Origin of the sequence: Methanosarcina hadiensis, assembly GCF_046529725.1 — an archaeon.
GTDB lineage: Archaea > Halobacteriota > Methanosarcinia > Methanosarcinales > Methanosarcinaceae > Methanosarcina > Methanosarcina hadiensis.
Map to the genome: position 1 here is coordinate 2,895,367 of NZ_CP136241.1, position 18,397 is coordinate 2,913,763.

Below are 18,397 nucleotides of genomic sequence, written 5' to 3' on the forward strand. Positions count from 1 at the left end.
TATTTAGAGTTAAGAGACTTTAGACTATTAAATTATACTCTCAAAGATTAAAACCAAAAAAACTGAGAGAAATATTCTGTAAAGGCAACAATTAAAGCAAAAGATTTTGCTTTAATTTATCTGTAAAATAATATCAATATGATCACAGCCCGAATTTATACTTTTTAGTAGATGTTGTGTAACTGAACATAACTTGTATATTCATCGCAGGAGATAATAAATCATTTATCGCAAATAAAAGGCTGGCTTGACAAATTAATGTTCCAATAATATTATTTAATATATCTCTGAATAGTTTTTGCGCTAATCAGGTCTTTAAACAATACCTGGTCTTCAGTATCAAATCCCCTAAATAAATATAAAACAATAAAATAAAACAAAATTGAGAACGCTACTAAGACAAACAAATTGGACTCCTTAAAATGAATAATCATAAAACCCATTGAAAGACTTGCAGCAATTACCTTTATTAAGTCCAGTAAATCATTTTTTGAGATACTATACCCAATCTTTGAACAAATAACTATCCCCAAAAGCAAAGATGTAAGCTCGGTTACTACCGTAGTAGCACTTGCTCCAATGTAACTGTATTTGGGAATTATAATTAGATTTAAGATAATATTTTCCAGCATACAAATTCCTGTTACTTTTGTTGTTATCAACTGTTTATTAGAAGCTTCTAACAATCTGTAGAAAGGACTGCCCATAAAAATAAATAATGTAGACCAGATAAGGATCTGGAGAGCGATTGACGAGTCCCGGTACCCAGCTCCATAAAGTAATTGGATTATTTCGTCTGCTAGCAAAACTGTACCTACACAGAGTGGAACTCCTATGATATACATATATTTAAAATACTTTCTGAAAACAAAATTTAGAGAGTTATTGGATGAGACTGAAAATTTTGACATTGCAGGAAATATTGTTACGTTGATTATTGACGGAACAATCAATAATGTCATAATCAACCTATATGATACATTATACAAACCGACTATTTCGTCTCCTTTCATAAAAGATAGCATAACAGTATCAATCCAGTAAAAAATAGTTACAAAGACTCCTGTTATCCCAAAAGGTAAAGCGTCTCTTATTGTATTTTTCCAGAAATTCCAGTCAACTTCAAATTTAAAAACTCCAAACTTCCATATATAAACAAAAAAAGTATATCCTAAAGTGATTCCGCTTGACAATAAATAAACTCCTGCGAAACTCAATACTGTTAAATTGCCTTTTATGGCAAAGATAACACCTACTATCATGATTACACTCTGCAGAATTATTCCTATTGACTCGTATTCCATTTTTTCAAATGCTTGAAAGATGGAGTTGAGCAACTTAATAAAAGAATTTAATATTATAGAGGCAGAGACTATATAAACAATTATAACTGTTTGCTCGGGATATTTCATTATATTAAGAGATAAAGAAATTAATAGGAATGTAAATCCAGCTAGGATTATTTCTATAAGAGAAATATTTTCCAGATATTTAACTGCTAAAGCTTTATTTCTTGCAACTTCTCTCGTAGTTAATGTGCTAAGTCCTAAGTCAGTAAATATCCCAAAGATTCCAGAAAAAGCCAATGCAAAACTAAGTATTCCATATCCTTCAGCGCCGAGATATCTGGCGATATATATCGTATAAGCAAATCCTAACACAATACTTATTATTCTGCCAAATAGTAAAAGGAATGAATTTTTTGCAATTTTTCGAACTTCACTCAACTAAAATTGCTCCTAGAATAAGTTTTAAATTCATAGTAATCTTTACAATAATGCACACTAGATTTTACAGTATTTTTTAAGATTAGTGTTTTCTGAATCTCTTATCAAGCTATCTGAAACTAATATACCTTGAAATTATAAATATAGATTTATATCTTTCCGTGAAATCGACAATGTTCTATGGAACTCCATAGAATCTTATCTTCCCGTAAATCACATACATGAAGACCTCATTAATATATCTCCTGATGCGAGAAGCCGGAGTAGAATTCATAATAAGCATATTTTACATTTAAAACTCTTATAGCGCTTACGAACTAAAGTCTATACATATGTCCAATAGATTAAGATTCCAATGATAGATCAACAGAGTGGATTGTATGGAAAAAAATCCGAATGGAAAGTGAAATTTTCAAATCAATAACTAATTTTTGAGATATGGATTTGTTAAGCTTACTTCAAACTTCTAATTCAATTTTAACGGAGTAAGAAAATCCAATGCATATTATATTCTCAATAGTGTTATTCGCTAGCAATATAAGAAAGCAAAAGAATTAAGAGTCATAGAGAGATTCAAATCCTCTCCTTATTTTGACTTTTGATCCTTTACTAAATTTCCTGCTCTCAACAAACTTTCAAAAGTCCCCGCATCACTCCAGAAACCTTCCAGAATACGGTATTGCATAGTTCCATTGTTAACAAAATAATTATTCACATCTGTAATCTCAAGTTCGCCTCGAGCAGAAGGCTTTAAGGTTTTAATTACTTTAAACACATTATTGTTATAGATGTAGAGGCCTGTTACTGCAAAATTACTTTTAGGTTCCCTGGGCTTTTCCACAATTCCGATTACCTTGTCGCCTTTCAGCGTTGCAACTCCAAACCTGTAGGCATCCGGGACTTCCTTAAGGAAGATTTTGGCACCGCCTTCAAAATTAGAGATATCCTGCTTAACGTTATCCTGGAAAATATTGTCACCAAGAATTACAGCCACATCCTCCTCATCAGCAAAACTCTCAGCAAGGCCCAGTGCCTGTGCGATTCCCCCGGCCTCTTCCTGAATCTCGTAAGTAAACTTAACTCCAAGGTCTGCACCTGACCCGAGCAGTTCAAGAAAATGCCCTGCATGGCCTCTGCCGGATACGATCATTATCTCTTTAATTCCTGCATTGATCAGTGTCTGGATGGGGTAAAATATCATTGGCTTGTCATAAACTGGCAAAAGATGTTTGTTTGTAACTTTGGTCAGAGGATAAAGCCTGCTGCCCGTACCGCCTGCAAGTATCACGCCTTTCATTCATTTCTCTCCTTCATGTAAGCTTTGAGTGCTTCTTTCCAGTGCCTCATTGGTCCGGTCTTAGTGTTTACAAGGACTGAGTACTTTGGGCGTTTTGCTTTCCTTGGGAATTCATCACTTGTACATGGCACAGCATTATCTATAACTGCAGATGCAAACTCATACCAGGAGCAAACGCCATCGTTTGTTATATGATATATCCCGGATTCAAGTTCAAGAATATCCTTAATCTTATTTGCAAGGTCCACTGTATAGGTAGGCTTCCCAAACTGATCATTTACCACCTTAACGGTACCCATTTCGGAAGATAATTTTAGCATTGTCTCCACGAAATTTCGCCCGTGGGTGCCAAAAAGCCAGGAAACCCTGATAATCCTATAGTCACCGGAATTTTCTGCAATACTCTGTTCTCCAAGGAGTTTTGACAGACCATATACGTTAATAGGATATGGAGTGTCAGACTCCACGTACTCGTTCCTGAACCCGTCGAATACATAATCGGTACTGAAGTGTACAAGCGTCGCCCTTACTTTACTGCAGGCTTCGGCAATATGCCCGGGACCGTAACCATTGACTTTAAATGCCAGTTCCCGGTTATCCTCACAACCATCAACATCAGTATAAGCAGCGGCATTTATTACAACAGAAGGCTTTATTTTTAGAATGGATTCAATAACCTGCTCTCTGTTTGTAATATCAAGATCTTTATGGGTTAGCTTGACAGCATCAGGAAAGACTCTGCAGAGGTCAGACCCGAGCATTCCGTTAGAACCTATAATCAATGTTTTAATGGCTCCCACCACCATCGGTTCTCAACATACCATCTGACTGTCTGCTCAAGGGCAGTGTTAAAATCATACTTTGGCTTCCAGCCCATTTTCTCCAGTTTACTGCCGTCAAGGGAGTAACGGAAGTCGTGGCCTTTCCTGTCTTCAACATACTCTATTAAGGATTCGTCTTTACCAAGCATTTTCAAGAGCCGATGAGTAATTTCCAGGTTCGTAAGTTCATTCCCACCATCGATGTTATAGATTTCTCCGCTGATTCCATTGAGCAGGACAAAATCTACTGCAGAGCAGTGGTCCTCCACATAGATCCAGTCCCGGATGTTCATACCTGTCCCGTAAACAGGGACTTTCTTTCCTTCCATTAACCTGCTGATAAAAAAAGGAATTAGTTTTTCTGGGTACTGGTAAGGACCGAAGTTATTTGTACATCTGGTAATACAAACAGGCAGCCCGTAAGTCGTATAGTAAGACATTGCGAGGAGATCCGAGCCTGCCTTGCTTGAAGAATAAGGGCTTGAAGGGTTCAGGTTATCTTTTTCGGTAAAAGATCCTTTTTTTATACTGCCATATACTTCATCGGTTGAAACATGAACGAATTTTTTGATGTTATTTGCAAGCGCACTCTGGAGAAGAGTGTTCGTACCAAGCACATTTGTCTTTACAAAAACCGATCCGTCTTCGATTGAACGGTCAACATGGCTTTCGGCTGCGAAATGAACCACCTGATCTGCTTTTTTCATTACTTCATTTACGGTGACAGGATCGCAGATATCCCCTTTGACAAAAGAATAATTAGGGTTATTCTCAACATCTTTAAGGTTAGCCGGGTTCCCGGCATAGGTCAGTTTATCAAGGTTTATAATCCTGTAATGCGGGTATTTTTCCAGCATATAACGGATGAAATTGCTGCCTATGAATCCGCAGCCCCCTGTTACCAGCAGTCTCAATTCAGTCACCTCTGCAAAAATACATTACAACAAAAACACTATAATAATACATAAACTGTTTTAACATAAAAATTTGTGCATTAAAAATTCATCCTGGCTTTTTCAAATTTTGGGAGCAGCCCATCTTTAGAAGAAACTTTTATATCGCACTCCTTTATTTTCCAATCAATGTTCAGCGAAGGGTCGTTATAAATAATTCCTGCCTCAGATTCAGGATGATAGTATTCATCGCACTTATATGCAAAAACGGCTGTTTCACTGATTACGGAAAATCCATGTGCAAAACCCTTTGGAATAAGAAACTGTTTTTTGTTTTCACCTGAAAGTTCAACCCCAACCCAGTTGCCGAAAGTAGGGGAGTTTCTCCTTAAATCCACAGCAACATCGTAAACCTTCCCCTGTAAGACCCTGACAAGTTTCGCCTGGCTGAAAGGAGCCAGTTGATAGTGCAGCCCGCGAATCACTCCGTAAGACGACTTTGACTCATTATCCTGAACAAAAACGTATTTCTTTCCAGTAAGAGGGTCCAGTTTCATTTTATTGTAGCTCTCAAAAAAATAACCTCTGTCATCTCCGAAAACATCAGGTTCGATTATGAAAAGGTCGTTTATTTCAGTATTTATTAGTTTCATATGTTTCCCGCCTGCCGCATTATGAACCGTTAAATCTGGCAATACCCCTCATTCATAAGTTCTCCTGATTGCACTTCAATAGTCCGATAATCACGCTTGAAACAGAGAGAACCTATCAAATATCATCTAAGAAATTACTCTCTGGGCCTGTTATTGAGATTAAGCGTAATGTTTACGACAGACAATATAAATAGCACCGCATCAGATTATCCAGGACCTTATGAATAGCACTATACCAATTTATCCAGGATTTTTTGATATTCATAAGCAATTTTAAGCCAATCGAACTTATCCTGTACCCTTTTTCTTGCAGCCTTTCCAAAATCTTCACATAAAGACTTATTCCCTAACAGCATTATTTTTTCAGCTAGCTGGCCAGGACTCCCGGGATCCACCAGAAACCCACACTCTCCGTCCTTAATTGTATCCATCATGCCTCCGACTTTTGTTCCCACCACTGGCTTTCCACATGCCATTGCCTCAAGGACAGCAATTCCGTAAGGCTCGATAATGCTGGGCTGCACATAGATATCACATTCGGCATACAACTCAGGCATTTTGTAGTTTGGAATAGACTCCGAAACAAACGTTACGTGGCTTTTGAGATCCAGATATTCTTTCAGCGTTTTGAGGTTCTGTTCCTCCGGACCTTTTCCGAGGATGTATAAATGAGCCTCAGGAATCTGTTTCGCCACTTTCTTCATAGCCTTTAATAAATGCTCCAGCCCTTTGTATTCATGCAAACGGGCAACAGTAAGTATCTTGAAATCCCCTTTTCTCAGATACCTGTTAGCAGACAATAAAGGCTTGAAAACCTCAGAATCCACCCCTACATTTACCACTCTTATTCCCCTTTTTACCCCTAATTCAGCAGACATAAAATTTTTTGCAGCCGTACAGTGGGCAGTCAATACGTCCACACCATTCCGGAGGCTCTTATTAATAGTAGCGTCAAGAGCCTTTAATGCATAGAGTTTTACCTGATTATCAGGGTAATAAGTTCTTTCAGAGGATAGAATCATAGGAATTCCATATTTTTTAGCTATCCTGTACACCTTATGGCAGATGTAAGGATAATCCTCCTGAAGCATCAGAACATCATAATCTTTAAATAAGCCAGCTCTTCCTGAAACAACCGGATTGTCAGCAAAATCCAATAAAGTAGGGAGGTAATTAACAGAAAAGCTCAGATCTGAACTCGCACCTGAATTTTTAGAATTAACCACCTTTTTCTCGCGGGGAGCTTTGGCGGTGGATGTGATAATGGTAACTTTGTGGCCCAGGAAAGAAAGGCTTTTAGCTAGCCCATATTCATTTCCATTAATATAAGGTGTGAAATAAGGTACTACTATCCCTATTCTCATCAGAGAACCTCGCTAAACCGTGAACATTCATTTTACTTTGGGAATAATTACCGAAGCAGAGAACTGGAGTTATTGCATAATACCGAAGCAGATCACTGGAATTACTGAATAATATCGAAACAAATTACTGGAATTATCGAATAATTACCGAAACAAATTACCGGAATTATTGCATAAAATACTCAATTGTTTGCCTCAGTCCCTCTTTTAATTCAACCTTCGGTTCCCATCCGAGCAATTCCTTAGCTTTGCTAATGTCAGGCCTTCTCACTTTTGGATCATCTACTGGAAGATCTTCATGAATAATTTTTGATTTACTTCCGGTAATCTCAATAATTACCTTCGCAAAATCCAGGACACTCATCTCTGCCGGATTTCCTATATTAACAGGATCAGTACAGTCAGACATTATTAACCTGTAAATTCCATCTATCAAATCTGATACATAACAGAATGAACGAGTCTGAGAGCCGTCTCCGTAGACAGTAATATCTCTCCCGTTAAGGGCCTGGGAAATGAAGTTAGGAACTACACGTCCATCATTAGCACGCATTCTGGGACCATAAGTATTGAAAATGCGGACAATCCTTGTGTCAACCCCATGATAACGGTGGTAAGCCATTGTGATCGCTTCAGCATATCGTTTTGCCTCATCATAAACACCCCTTGGGCCTATGGGATTGACGTTGCCCCAGTAAGTCTCGGATTGGGGATTTACTAACGGATCACCATAGACTTCTGAAGTAGAAGCAAGCAGGAACCGTGCATTCTGCTGTTTTGCAAGCCCCAGCATATTGTAAGTTCCAAGGGCACCTACTTTCAGGGTCTGGATGGGCAGTTCAAGGTAGTCAATTGGAGATGCAGGGCTTGCAAGATGAAAAATATAATGGATTTTGTCACCAAAGTAGATCGGTTTTGTAACATCATGTTTGATGTATGTAAATTGATCGGATGATATATGTTCAAGGTTTCTCTGGTTGCCTGTTAACAGGTTATCTATGCAGATTACTTCGTGGCCTTTTTCAAGTAAAAGGTCGCACAGATGTGAACCCAAAAACCCTGCTCCGCCGGTTACGATTGATCTCATGTAAAGACCTCTTAAAATTCGATCGATGAACAGTCTCCGATATTCAGAGAATTTTGTTTTCCAATCAGGTTTGCATCATCGCCTACAATCGAAGACTCAAGGTTCAGGTTTGAAATATGAGTCCTTGAACCAATGACACTGTTTGAAATAATCGAGTTTTCAATTGTCGTATCTTCAGCAATTGAAGTATAGGGACCAATTACCGAGTTAACAATTTTAACATTTTCACCAATGTCCACAGGCTGGATGATCACAGAATCGCATACACTATCAGAAACGCGCCCAATTTGTTTTTCTTCAAGCAACACGCGATTGGTTTCAAGCAGAGACTTGGCATGTCCGCAGTCATACCAGCTGGATACTTCAAAGGTTTTGAGCTTGCTTCCTCTCCGGATCATTTCCTGCAGGGCGTCTGTCAGCTGGTACTCACCTCTATTTTGAATGTTATTTTGGAGCATCCAGTCCAGCACTTCAAAAAGTAGAACAGTATCCTTCACAAAATATACGCCAGCAATCCCAAGGTTTGATCTGGGATTCTCAGGCTTTTCCTCAAGCCTTTGAATATAAGAAGACGAAGGTTCCAGTTCAACTATTCCGTACTTTCGTGGCTCTTCAACTTCCCGAACTCCGATAGAGCCTGAACATTTCCCGTTTTCAATGTGGAACTTATAGAAATCAAGGTATCCTGACTTGAAAATCATGTCTCCGAGAGCGATCATGATTTCGGAACCAATTGAATGTTCCTTAGTAACATAAACAGAATGCCCGAGCCCAAGCCTCTCTTCCTGATCCACATAACGGATTTTGAACTTATCTTTGTAATACCTGTCAATATACGAAATTATCTGTTCTTTATGGTATCCTATCACAAGGATAATCTCTTCGGGATTAAGGTCAATCATTCTGTCAAGGATATGGCCTATGATAGGTTTTCCGGCAATGTAAACCATTGGCTTCGGTTTAGTATGAGTATGGGGAAATAAACGTTTTCCAGCTCCTGCTGCAGGTATGATAACTTTCATGCAATCATCACTCAATCTATGAAATGTATCCAGATAGTATAAATAAATAAATAAATTAAGAAGATTTAGCCCGGAAGAATACTGACATAACGTAAACAGCCAGCTTCATCTTCTACCATACACATCATCAAATCTGACAATATCTTCTTCGTCCACAAGCTCTCCAAGCTGCACTTCGATGATCTCGAGCGGGACCTTTCCTGGGTTTGACAGCCTGTGCTTTTGCCCGGCTCTGATATATGTGCTTTCTCCGGGTCTCAGGAAAAACTGCTTTCCATCTACCTCAACACATGCCATGCCTTTTACAACCACCCAGTGCTCACTCCTGTGGTAATGCAATTGAAGGCTTAACTTATGTTCGGAGAGCACGGTGATATTTTTTATTTTATGCCCCTGAGAAGCATCAAGCAAGGTATACGAACCCCATGGCCTGTAGACTGTTTGCCCGACAAAGGCCCTTTCATCATTCCTGCCTTTGAGCTCTGAGACTATTTCTTTTACTTTCTGACTGCTGGACTTGGGACATATTAACAGGGCATCGCTCGTGTCAACAACAACCATGTCCTTAACATCAATCAGGGAGACAATTTTACCGCATCTTGAATATACCAGATTCCCGTCCGAATTAAGAAGCATTGGGTCACATTCATGGATCACGTTCCCTACGGAATCCTTTTCCAGCTCGTCATAAATTGCTGCAAAGTTTCCAAGGTCACTCCATTTTTGATCCAGCTTTACAACCGCAACTTTGTCGGATTTCTCCATAATACCGTAGTCGATGGAGATATTATCCACACACGCATAAATGTCATTAATATCTTCCCCTTTTTCAAAACAGGCAGAAACCGAAGGTGCATGCTTTCTGACTTCTTCAAAGAAGAGCCCTGTCTCAAAGATGAACATCCCGCTGTTCCAGAGACAGCCTTCCACAATGTATTTCTTTGCGGTTTCAAAATCAGGCTTTTCCCGGAATTCCGATACTCTGTAACCTGGCTCACAGGCTTCTGCCGATTTAATGTAGCCGTATCCCGTGTGTGGGAACGCAGGGACAACCCCGAAAGTAACCAGATAATCCGAAGCCAGCTTCTCAGCTGAAGAAATCGTTACCATTGCAGCCCTATCGAGCACATGGTCTGAGGAAAACACTCCTACGATCGAATTCCCGAATTTTTCTTCAATTTCTTTCATTCCAAAGAAAATAGCAGGAAGCGTATTCTTACCTTCAGGCTCGATCAGAACATTTTCAGGAGGAATGGAATACCCGATCTCTTTGATCTGTCCAATAACGAAAAACTTCTGGGCTTCATTGGTTACTACAAAAATCTCAGAAATATCCGAAACCTCAAGGCACCGGATTACAGTCTCCTGAAAAAGTGAAGTTTCCCCGAATTTTAAAAACTGCTTGGGATACATTTCCCGGCTGAGGGGCCAGAGTCTCGTCCCTGAGCCGCCTGCAAGAATTATCGACTTAATCCTGTCATCTCCTTTAGATATTGATAAGATTCATATAACGTAACTATACCCCACTCTATATTAATAAATAGATTGTTTGGAAGTAAAGAAACTCTTAAGATAATCATTTGAAATAATAATGTTAAATCAGATACCGGGCATCTGAAAAAAACATGCTTTTTCAAGCAATATATAAGGAAAGCTTCAAATAAGCTTTTCCCGAAAACAGCGAAATAAAAGGTATGGACTTAAAAGTTCTGGTTTTTGCTTTCGTTTAGCTGTTTGCTACCATTCTTAAAAACTTAAATATTTGGTTCTGTTTTTAATTAAGCTCTTGTTATACCCGGGCTTTTAATTCCAAGCTTTTACAGGCAGGCTGCCTTAATGCTCTTTGTTTAGATTCGGGTTTTCACCCAGAATCTCGATAGAAAAAACTGCCCTCTTTAAAAGTTACAGGTATTTTTCGTTCAGTACGACACCGGCTACACAGCCTGCAAGCATGTCAGGGTCATTTTTAAGGTATTCAGGTAAATCCTCCAGAAGGACCATATCCGAAAATCCACATATTATTCGAGAGCCTGTGAAAACCTGCCGGTTGACAAAAGAAAGAAAAAGTAAAAAAGAAAACCAGAATAGTGCAAAAATAAAAAAAGGTTAAAGTAAAATAAGAACAAAAATTTGCTCACTTGCACGTGTCAAGAAGACCTTTCTTTTTGCCTCCTCTCTGTTCAGAAGGATGGATTGGCTCAACTTTAGCTTCTTCGACGTCTTTCTTCTCTTCATTAAGAAGTGCCTTTTTCTCTTCCTCATCAAATTTATCGCAGCTTACTAAAGGTTTCTTATGTTCTGTCATATCTTTAACTCCCCTAATAACTCATACCTGGAAAATATTATTAACAACTCAAGTTTTAACCTAACGTTTCAGGACCGTTAACCTTTGAAGGACTCCCGGTCTCCAAACTTATCAGATTATATCCAACATTCCTTATCTATGGGATTTTAAGACAGATTATCAGATCCCATCGCGGTGAGCAAACAATCTCTCGAATATCATTTTCTTTATTTGCCTTTGAACCTGATGGTTCTATTTCAAAATCCTGTCCTCTTCTCTCATTCCTCCTTTCCACTGTTCCCGGATAAGATAATTTGGGAAAATTTACCCCTAATTTTATTACACCCATCAGATTTATTAAATTTTTGTAGGAAGGACAAAAAGACTGAAATAAATCTGTTTATTTTCGGATATAATGCCAGGAAAAAAAGGCATTTGCAGGTTAATTAAAAAGAGATGCAAAACAATTAGGATATTGAAACGATCTGGGAGAATATATATTCCATTAATCAGTATAAGGAGAACGTCCATGCCGAAAGGCAGAGGATTGAAAATTCTCACAAAGTTCAGTTACATTTAAATTTACCTTATCATTGTTCAAAGATATGCTTTTACTCAGGAAAATGTGATCTTATGGCATATAGAATACTGGAGAAAGAAGAAATTGCTCCATCAGTGCACAGAATGGCAGTAAGTGCACCTGATGTGGCAAAGGCTGCAAAGGCCGGTCAGTTCGTAATCCTCAGGATTGATGAAAGGGGGGAAAGAGTTCCTCTTACAATTGCGGATTTTGAGAAAGGGAAAGGCACTGTTACTGTAATTTTTCAGGAAATGGGCAAGACTACAAAACAGCTTGCAAAGCTTGCTGCAGGCGATTATCTTGAAGATTTTGTAGGACCTCTCGGAACGCCTGCAGACGTCAGAAAGTTAGGTACTGTAATTCTGGTAGGAGGAGGAGTAGGAGTTGCCCCTATTTATCCCCAGGCAAAGGCTTATGTTAATGCGGGCAACAGGGTAATCTCCATAATAGGAGCCAGGAATAAAGACCTCCTGATACTTGAAAACGAAATGGAGAAAGCCAGTTCAGAGCTGTACATAGCAACCGATGACGGGTCAAAAGGGCATCACGGGTTTGTGACCGATATTATGAAAAGGATCCTGGACAGCGGCGAAAAGGTTGCAAGAGTTGTAATCATAGGCCCTCCGATTATGATGAAGGTCGGGGCAGGGGTAGCTTCTCCCTATGACGTTGAAATCCTTGTAAGCCTCAACTCTATAATGGTTGACGGGACAGGGATGTGTGGAGGCTGCAGGGTTACGGTCGATGGAGAAACAAAGTTTACCTGCGTTGACGGTCCTGAATTTGATGCCAGAAAAGTCGATTTCGTCCAGCTTATGAACAGGCTTGCAATGTACCGCGGAGAAGAGGCAAGTGCTGTAGAAAAATATGAAGAGGAGTGCAGGTGCGGATTGCACTGAAAAGAAGGGGATGAAAAAAATGCAAGAATTAAATGGAGAAAAAACTGGAAAAGCAAAGAAGGAAAGAACCCCTATGCCGGAGCAGCCTGCAGAAGAGAGACGAAAGAACTTCAATGAAGTAGCCCTTGGCTACACAAAAGAAGATGCCCTTGCAGAAGCTTCAAGATGTCTTTCCTGCAAAGACCCTAAATGTGTTGAAGGCTGCCCTGTAAATGTGGATATTCCGGGCTTTATTCGGCTGGTCTGCGAAGAGGACTTTGAAGGGGCAATCGAGAAAATCAAAGCAACAAATGCCCTTCCTGCGATTTGCGGTCGCGTCTGCCCTCAGGAAACTCAGTGCGAAGCCCTCTGCGTACTCGGGAAAAAGGGGCAGCCTGTTGCAATCGGAAGACTTGAGCGTTTCTGTGCGGACTATGAGCGTGAAAAAGGCGTCAAGACCCCAGAGGTTATGCCTCCTACCGGCAAGAAAGTTGCAGTTGTAGGTTCCGGTCCTGCAGGACTTACTGCCGCAGCAGACCTGGCAAAGCTCGGACACAAAGTAACAATTTTTGAATCCCTGCACAAGGCCGGAGGGGTACTGAGTTACGGCATCCCTGAGTTCAGGCTGCCAAAAGAAATCGTTCGGCAGGAAATAGAGTACATCAAAAAACTCGGCGTTGAAGTAAAGCCCAATTATATTATCGGCAGGATAAAGACCCTTGATGAACTCTGTGATGATTTCGATGCCGTTTTCCTGGGCACTGGGGCAGGGCTCCCGAACTTTATGGTGATAGAAGGGGAAAACTTTAATGGCGTATATTCCGCAAACGAATTCCTGACTCGCGTAAACCTCATGAAAGCCTACGACCCCGAATATGATACAAAGGTCAGGCACGGAAAGCATGTTGTGGTTGTAGGAGGCGGAAATGTGGCAATGGATGCAGCCCGCTCTGCACTCCGCCTGGGCGCAGACGAGGTAAGCATAGTTTACCGCCGCGGAGAAGATGAAATGCCTGCCCGCCGTGAAGAGATCGAGCACGCCAGAGAAGAAGGTATTACCTTCAGGCTCCTTACAAACCCTGTCCGTATCCTGGGCGACGAGAAGTTCAATGTCACAGGTGTCGAATGCATAAAAATGGAACTCGGAGAGCCGGATAAGTCAGGCAGGAGAAGCCCTGTCCCTGTAGAAGGCTCGGAATTCCTTGTTCCGGCAGATGTTGTAGTTATCGCAATAGGCACCTCTCCGAACCCGATAATTTTTAAAGGCTCGGAAGGACTTGAGCAGAACAGGAAAGGAACTGTCATTGCTGATGAAGAAACAGGAGCAACCTCCAAATGCGGAGTCTTTGCCGGCGGAGATGTGGTTACAGGCGCAGCAACTGTTATCAGCGCAATGGGCGCAGGTAAAAAGGCGGCAAAGGCGATTGATGAATATTTGAAAGGAAAGTAAAAAGAGTAAAAGTAGTTATAAAATTAGGAGCGAGATAATAAAAAATTAAATCTTCTTTATTCTTTCTTTTATTCTTTCTTTTTATCTCGCCTTTCTTTACATCACGTTTTCAGCACAGCTTAATAGTAATAAGAGATCTTGCTGAATTCTGCATCCGCCTGAGAGTAACGGCCTTTTTCCATAAATCTGCAGCCAGCTTCAATGTGTGGCAAATCTTTCTCAAGTTGTGTAAGGATTCCGCAGACTTCTATACAACTGACTGAAACTTCAGGAAATTCCGAATCTTTTAATTCCTCCAGAATCTTTTGAGATTCAGAAAATTTATCTGAAGCTATTCCAAACTCATCGGCAGCCTTATCCCATTTCTTTTCGTCACCATATTTTATTCCGTTTAAAAGACATTCATACCCATCCATAAATGGATACATTCCGCTTATCATTTTTCTGATTTCCGTATGAATGTTTTCACTGGTTTCCAGATCATTTCTCAACAGAATAATAGAGCTCTTTTGCTCTATGGGTACTGAATTTGGATCAATCGTGAATATTTTTTCTTTTGCCAGGTTTGATGAAGCAGCAGACTCATTTAAAGCCTCATTCGCTATATCAAGTTCTTTTCTGCTCAGATTAAATTCCTTTGAATACGAGTATGCTAAGGATTTATCCAAATGCTCCATAGCTGTAATCAGACTCTCCATAGAGTGAACCCTATCCAGACCACCTTCAGCTAAACTTTTATATCTCTCGATATCCTGATTTTCGCCCTCGTAATCTGAAGAGGCATTATTGAGGACTTTTAAAGCTTCTTCGAAATCAATTTCTGAGGCATTAAGATTCATCTTTGCATTAGTATAGGTACCCGACTCGACATCATGTTTCACAGACATCATTCGAGTTTCAGCACCATTAATAAGTGAAAGAGAAATATTGATTTCCTCTGCAGCAGAAACTTTACCTCCTAAATTTGCAGAAAAAATCTCGTTTCCCACACACCCGGAAAAAAAAGTTATCAATAAAATCCCAAGAAGAACCAGACAGGTCCTGCTTATAGTTAAATTCTTTCTTATCCCCACATTCTCAACCCTCCAAATACGAACCTAAAGAAAATCAAACTTGTAAAGATTCTATCTTCCAGACGACGCAAATAATTGAAGCAAGTTCTCTCTGGAAAGAAACCTTCTAAAATAAGATTAGATTTGATACAAAGATGATAAACTTTCCTATAAATTATAATGATTTAAGGTTAACTTTCAAACAAGAATTTCAAAAGAAAAGTTAAGTGAGATGAATAAAAAAATCAAAGATTCTCAATAACTACTTTTAAAAGTAAAATCAAAGCAGTGATCAAAATAAGCGTCCAGACGAGCGGCAGAAGTATCCGAAGCAAGAAATAGAGTATTATTGCTATGAGAATTAACTGAACTAAAGAAAATTTTCTTCTTCCCGCACGAAAAACGCGTCGATTTAATCCGTGAGCCATATTATAAACCTTCAGATTCTTCTTGTATATATTTACTTCAGCTCTCATTTTATATTTTTTGCCCGTAAAAGACAATACTTCTTGACATTAAAAACAAGGCTTGAAACGGAATAGAACATATCCGCTGGTGATTTGGATTAAGAAAACAGGAAATAAAGAAGAATTAGATCTGATTTTTCAATTAACCGATATAAACTTATAGAAATCTGGCAGGAAAATCCAATAGCAGGTCTGCTGGGAATCGAACCCAGGTTCGGAGCTCCGGAGGCTCCAGTGATATCCTCTACACCACAGACCTATCATGAAAAGCTCTAGTCGGTTAACTGATTCATAAAGCTGTAACCAGTCAACTGGCTGTTTATAGTGCCAAATAGCTTATAAATTTAATCCTCAATCAAAGAACATTCCCAAAATATTCTCAATTTTCCACAAAAGCTTCAGAACATGTATAGCGTACCGTATCGGTTTGTTTGACCGGAAAGATCTTTTTGCCGATTTGGGAAAACAGATTTGACAGGACTGGAAGTACTTCTTTTGTTATACCTTTTAAAGAAGGTTTTGTTTGAAAAATATTAAGGTACTTTTTTTCGCCCCCTCTTGCATCTGAAGTTCCACATCTGCCTGCACTACAGATGAGGAACTCCAGCACTGCAAGCTTATAATATATTTAGGAGGCGTTTTCCAGTTTTATGTCTGTTCGCTAGACATATTATATGTATGATGAACTTATATTTAATACTTTTCTTTAGTTTCATAATATTTAATGTTATTAAATTTGTATTTTGTAAGAATAGATGAAATAAAAGATATTCTCTAAAGAAAAGTATTACAGGTACCAATTCAGACATACGGATGTATTTACAGGAATAATCTGAAGAGAATTAACCGAAAACGAACTTCCCGGGTTGATTTAGAATTCTGAATATTCTGTAAAACTCAATACCTTATTCTTTCCAGTCCTGCCCATATTTTTCTTCAAACGCAAGTTCGGAAAGGTCTTTCCGTGAAGAAGTTCGCTTTCCGGGAGCTGGTTTCCCAATCGCAAGTACTGCCATAAGTTCAAGTTTTGACGGGCATTGCAGGATTGAATTAACCTTCTCATTCTGATTAAGGATTTCTCCAAGCCAGACTGCACCTAGGCCGAGGTCATAGCAGGCGAGGAGCATGTTCTGAATAGAAGCCCCTATCGCCTGGATGTCTTTTGTCCTGTTGTAAGAATTTTCAGTGTCAAGAAAGGCTGCAATAAGCAAAGGTGCTCCTGCAACAGTGCCGGAATAATGGGTGCATTCAGAGAGCTGATGGATGTTTTCCGGATCCCTGACAACAATAAAGCGCCAGGGCTGGTTGTTCAAACCGGAAGGAGCCCAGCGGCCTGCATTGAGAATTGTGTTGATTTCTTCTTTGCTGATCTTTCTGTCCGTAAACTCACGGACACTCCGTCTGTTGAGGATTGCATCCATAACTTTGCTTTCTCCTGTTACTGCCATGTTTATTCTCCGAACCGAATTTCCAGGTTTTAGATTTATGAATCTCCGGTAAAAATAATAACATTAAATTATGAAACTTTACCGCAGACGGATAAACGAATCTATCTTAAGAACCGGGAAACAGTGTGAGTACTGGTCTGAATACGAATAAAAGACCCTGAATAAAAGACCAAGTAGCAAATAAGTAGAATAAGAAAAAATTATCAGAAAAAAAGAGCCTGCCAGACCGGTATTAACTGACCTGGCTAAAAACTAAGGAAGTAACTTTACGTTTAGTCGTCATCAATCTTTTTGTTGAGCCAGGGGATGTTTGCACGGATCTGTTTTCCGACAACCTCAAGCTGGTGTTCCTTTTCCTGGCGTTCCATGGCTTTAAGCACTGGGTGGTTAACCATGCCTTCGAGAACGAACTCTTTTGCAAACTCGCCGTTCTGGATTCTCTCAAGGGCTTCGTACATGGCATCGCGAGAGTATTCATTGATAATCTTGGGACCAACAGTCATACCGCCATACTCTGCAGTGTTGGAAACGGAATGCCACATCCTCTCAAGCCCGCCTTCGTAGATAAGGTCCACAATGAGTTTAACTTCATGGCAGGTTTCAAAGTATGCCATTTCAGGCTGGTACCCTGCTTCCACAAGCACTTCAAAAGCTGTCTTTATAAGTGATGCAAGTCCTCCGCAGAGGTCAACCTGTTCTCCGAAAAGATCGGTTTCTGTTTCTTCACGGAAAGTTGTCTCGTAGACTCCTGCCCTTGTTGCGCCTATACCCTTGGCATAAGAGAGAGCAAGATCCCTGGCATTTCCGGTTGCGTCCTGGTAGACTGCAATCAGTCCCGGCACCCCGATGCCTTCTGTGTAGGTTCTCCTGACAATGTGTCCGGGGCCTTTGGGGGCAACCATGAAGACGTCCACATCTTTTGGAGGCACTATCTGGTTGTAGTGAATATTGAAGCCATGGGCAAAAACAAGGGCATTCCCCGCCTTCAGGTTAGGCTCAATCTGGGAATAGTAAACAGATGCCTGCTTTTCGTCAGGGAGGAGGATCATTATAACGTCTGCAGCTTTTGCTGCGTCTTCGACAGTCATGACCTTCAGGCCGTCTGATTCTGCTTTTGCCCAGCTGGAACTTCCTTTCCTGAGCCCGACAACAACATTAAGCCCGGATTCATGAAGGTTCCTGGCGTGAGCGTGGCCCTGGCTTCCGTATCCCATTATTGCTATGGTCTTATCCTTAAGTGCATCAAAAGTGGTTTCGTCGTCATAAATTATCGTTGCCATTCTTAGTTCTCCTGATTGATTTTCTAACTGATACTTCTAAATTTCTTAGTTTTGTAACCTGATCTGTGATTAAGTTTTAGAGTTTAGTTTGGAA

Annotated in this window: 15 protein-coding genes and 1 tRNA gene; 2 read left to right on the top strand and 14 right to left on the bottom strand. The window is 39.9% G+C overall.

The window, feature by feature from the left end; translation table 11 throughout:
• Positions 1-272: 272 nt before the first annotated feature.
• The 10 genes from RSJ42_RS12345 to RSJ42_RS12390 form a co-directional block, all read right to left on the bottom strand.
• Entirely contained in the window at positions 273-1,727 is a 1,455-nt protein-coding gene (locus RSJ42_RS12345; protein ID WP_410507583.1) for a flippase, read from the bottom strand.
• Between the two features lie 586 nt (positions 1,728-2,313).
• Positions 2,314-3,024: a sugar phosphate nucleotidyltransferase gene (locus RSJ42_RS12350; RefSeq protein ID WP_410507584.1), complete on the bottom strand. Its 711-nt coding sequence runs from the start codon at positions 3,022-3,024 to the stop codon at positions 2,314-2,316.
• A complete protein-coding gene (gene rfbD / locus RSJ42_RS12355) occupies positions 3,021-3,830 on the bottom strand; it encodes a dTDP-4-dehydrorhamnose reductase (protein ID WP_410507585.1) in 810 nt (269 codons plus the stop codon). The genes RSJ42_RS12350 and rfbD overlap by 4 nt, the downstream gene beginning before the upstream one ends.
• A complete protein-coding gene (rfbB, locus tag RSJ42_RS12360) occupies positions 3,803-4,759 on the bottom strand; it encodes a dTDP-glucose 4,6-dehydratase (protein ID WP_410507586.1) in 957 nt (318 codons plus the stop codon). Before rfbB ends, rfbD begins: the two co-directional genes overlap by 28 nt.
• 80 nt (positions 4,760-4,839) lie before the next feature.
• A complete protein-coding gene (gene rfbC / locus RSJ42_RS12365) occupies positions 4,840-5,391 on the bottom strand; it encodes a dTDP-4-dehydrorhamnose 3,5-epimerase (RefSeq protein ID WP_410507587.1) in 552 nt (183 codons plus the stop codon).
• A 230-nt stretch (positions 5,392-5,621) separates the two neighbouring features.
• Positions 5,622-6,755 (bottom strand): glycosyltransferase family 4 protein, encoded by a 1,134-nt coding sequence (locus tag RSJ42_RS12370; protein ID WP_410507588.1) that lies wholly within the window; start codon positions 6,753-6,755, stop codon positions 5,622-5,624.
• A gap of 166 nt (positions 6,756-6,921) precedes the next feature.
• A complete protein-coding gene (locus tag RSJ42_RS12375; protein ID WP_410507589.1) occupies positions 6,922-7,842 on the bottom strand; it encodes a UDP-glucuronic acid decarboxylase family protein in 921 nt (306 codons plus the stop codon).
• An 11-nt stretch (positions 7,843-7,853) separates the two neighbouring features.
• On the bottom strand, positions 7,854-8,864 hold the full coding sequence (locus RSJ42_RS12380) for a sugar phosphate nucleotidyltransferase (RefSeq protein WP_410507590.1): 1,011 nt from the start codon (positions 8,862-8,864) through the stop codon (positions 7,854-7,856).
• A gap of 105 nt (positions 8,865-8,969) precedes the next feature.
• Complete coding sequence (locus tag RSJ42_RS12385; protein ID WP_410507591.1) at positions 8,970-10,277, bottom strand: mannose-1-phosphate guanylyltransferase/mannose-6-phosphate isomerase; 1,308 nt, start codon at positions 10,275-10,277, stop codon at positions 8,970-8,972.
• A gap of 721 nt (positions 10,278-10,998) precedes the next feature.
• Positions 10,999-11,169 carry a hypothetical protein gene (locus RSJ42_RS12390; RefSeq protein ID WP_410507592.1) on the bottom strand — a complete coding sequence of 57 codons (171 nt, stop codon included), beginning with the start codon at positions 11,167-11,169 and terminating at the stop codon, positions 10,999-11,001.
• Positions 11,170-11,781: 612 nt separating this feature from the next.
• On the opposite strand from RSJ42_RS12390, the gene RSJ42_RS12395 reads away from it, so the two are divergent.
• Positions 11,782-12,627: a sulfide/dihydroorotate dehydrogenase-like FAD/NAD-binding protein gene (locus tag RSJ42_RS12395; RefSeq protein ID WP_410507593.1), complete on the top strand. Its 846-nt coding sequence runs from the start codon at positions 11,782-11,784 to the stop codon at positions 12,625-12,627.
• A gap of 19 nt (positions 12,628-12,646) precedes the next feature.
• A complete protein-coding gene (gltA, locus tag RSJ42_RS12400) occupies positions 12,647-14,056 on the top strand; it encodes an NADPH-dependent glutamate synthase (RefSeq protein WP_410507594.1) in 1,410 nt (469 codons plus the stop codon).
• Positions 14,057-14,175: 119 nt separating this feature from the next.
• On the opposite strand, the gene RSJ42_RS12405 is transcribed toward gltA, so the two are convergent.
• The 4 genes from RSJ42_RS12405 to ilvC form a co-directional block, all read right to left on the bottom strand.
• The gene (locus RSJ42_RS12405) at positions 14,176-15,045 is read right to left on the bottom strand and encodes a hypothetical protein (RefSeq protein WP_410507595.1); all 870 of its coding nucleotides are present in this window, start codon (positions 15,043-15,045) and stop codon (positions 14,176-14,178) included.
• A 717-nt stretch (positions 15,046-15,762) separates the two neighbouring features.
• Positions 15,763-15,834 (bottom strand) — tRNA-Arg (locus RSJ42_RS12410).
• Positions 15,835-16,480: 646 nt separating this feature from the next.
• Complete coding sequence (locus RSJ42_RS12415) at positions 16,481-17,023, bottom strand: nitroreductase family protein (protein ID WP_410507596.1); 543 nt, start codon at positions 17,021-17,023, stop codon at positions 16,481-16,483.
• 272 nt (positions 17,024-17,295) lie between these two features.
• Positions 17,296-18,303: a ketol-acid reductoisomerase gene (ilvC, locus tag RSJ42_RS12420; RefSeq protein WP_410507597.1), complete on the bottom strand. Its 1,008-nt coding sequence runs from the start codon at positions 18,301-18,303 to the stop codon at positions 17,296-17,298.
• Positions 18,304-18,397 lie beyond the last annotated feature (94 nt).